The following is a 2,186-nucleotide window of genomic DNA, read 5'->3' on the forward strand; positions in this document are numbered from 1 at the left end:
GAAAGGACCTTTACCTTTAAAGAGTTAGTGGATGCTCACATGCTCAGCGCGGCATCAATCGAGAATCTTGCGCAATTAACCAACCACAGCCTTTCTACCTTTAAACGCAAGTTCAAAGAAATCTACGAGACCTCACCTGGTAAATATGTCCTCGAAAAACGACTGGAGAAAGTAGCTGAATCATGCGCATTCTCTGATGATACCATTGCCATATTGGTTATGATTTGGGTTTCGAAAGCCTGACATTTGTCCTCGGGCATTTAAGAAGAAGTACGTTCTTCTCCTCCTCCTTACGCTTGAGCTTTACAGTCAAGTAATAAGCCTTTGATCAAGACGGTCGTCCAATTCACTCCAACTTTGTGATATAATTATTAATCACTAAGATTGAGTTATGGATTCATTCATCCTAACTGAACTTTCAGCACTGTGCTATTCATCCTTTTAATGTATTTTTAGAGATATTAATCATTTACATGAATCTCACCTTGAATGTTGCTTCCCGGCTACTACAATGGTATGGAGTACTGAATCTAATGCTAGTGGAGGCATTGTTCTTGAGATTCCATAGCCATGGTCCTCTTCCCTATTCTCAAGCGGAAGATCACCGACAATTAACCTAATTGCCGTCATTATTACCGCAGGCTTGTTACGGTGGAACCCCCAGTTTGTAGATGACTGTTTTTTTAAGATCGTCGAATTCCGTAGGATTCATTGCGTTCTATGGACCCTTAGAAATTGAGACACGATGATGGCACGCCTGTCTTATCCTTCGGTAGAATTGATTCCTTGACCATTTGATCACTATAAAGAAGAATTATGCTTTTAGAGAAGTTTTTGCCAATAGGCAAGACCGAGAGTCTTGCGTCCATCACTGGGTGTTCGTTTGATGAATATGATCTGCGGATATCCTAAATACTTTGAAACCAAGCTACCTGGCTGAATTGGAATACGTAAGTACAAATATGTCGGGAGGAGTGGTATTGTTGTTTGCTGTGCTGATGGAGGTCCCGATCATTATGATCCCTTTATCCAGATTCGCGAATCGCAAAACCAATCGACTATTACATCTGGTGGCAGTACCGCTGTCGATCCTCTGGGTCATAGTGCCCTCCATTGTATCATCTGGTACGCCTTTGTCCTATATATTCTTTGCTACGGTAGAGGTGTTGGCCATGCTGTTTGCACTGTATGTTGCCCTGAAATGGCCTGCAGAGGAGCCTTTATCCTAAGGCTACTATTTAAATCATTCAATGCATTAGACAGTTACAAGCATGAAAGCTTTTGTATATAGAAAATACGGTGCACCAGCGGATGTACTTCGCCTAGAAGATTATCCCAAACCCCTGCCCAAGGAAAATGAAGTGCTAATCAAAGTGAATGCTTGGTCCTTAAACCCTGCAGAGTGGCACCGACTTCGGGCGAGTATTTGGATGCTTAGATTGTCGAATGGCTTGTGGGCTCCAAAGCAGCCTATTCTAGGAGCCGATGTAGCTGGTGTGGTAGTAGCGGTAGGAGGGAAGGTGCGTTCATTCAAAATGGGAGACCGGGTGATGGGAAGGAACTTTTCGGTTGGGCTAGCGGAATATGCTTGTCTGGCGGAAGGTAGAACAGCGCTGATTCCTGAGGCTGTCTCCTTTGAAGAGGCGGCGGCCATTCCGCTGGCAGCTACCACAGCCTTGATCGCTTTGCGGGACAAGGGGCAGCTTCAGACCGGCCAAAGGGTCTTGATCAATGGAGCATCTGGAGGCATCGGTACTTTTGCGGTGCAGTTGGCTAAGCAATTTGGTGCAGCGGTGACAGCGGTGTGTAGTGGTAAAAATGAAGGGCTCGTTAGGTCCCTGGGAGCGGAGGAAGTAATTGACTACGAGCTAGAAGATTTTAGTGGAAGGGAGCCATTTGACCTCATAGTCGATTTAATCGGTAATCGTACTATTCAGGAACTCAATCAGGCGCTAAGACCTACCGGCAGATGCGTGATGGTGGGATATTCTAATTTCAAAAACCTGTTTGACTTCCTGCTAAAAGGGGCTTGGTTTTCCAGGACTAGTTCGAAGCATTTCCTCACTATGGATGCCGAAACAGTGACTGCGGACCTAGATTTTGTATTGAACTTGGTCACCGAGAAAGCGATCCAAGTTGTAATAGATCGAGTCTACGATTTTTCTGCTATCCCGAAAGCCTTCGAA

Annotated in this window: 3 protein-coding genes; all 3 read left to right on the forward strand. The window is 44.9% G+C overall.

All coding sequences use genetic code 11. From position 1 onward, the window contains the following. Positions 1–243: helix-turn-helix domain-containing protein (locus D5R40_RS38645; protein WP_205127826.1), on the forward strand; the 243-nt coding region annotated here is incomplete at its 5' end. A gap of 719 nt (positions 244–962) precedes the next feature. Next, entirely contained in the window at positions 963–1,229 is a 267-nt protein-coding gene (locus D5R40_RS43280) for a DUF6326 family protein (RefSeq protein ID WP_375339447.1), read from the forward strand. Positions 1,230–1,271: 42 nt separating this feature from the next. After that, positions 1,272–2,186 (forward strand): NAD(P)-dependent alcohol dehydrogenase (locus tag D5R40_RS32390; RefSeq protein ID WP_134239666.1); only part of this gene is annotated, 915 nt, incomplete at its 3' end.

This window comes from Okeania hirsuta, from assembly GCF_003838195.1.
GTDB lineage: Bacteria > Cyanobacteriota > Cyanobacteriia > Cyanobacteriales > Microcoleaceae > Okeania > Okeania hirsuta.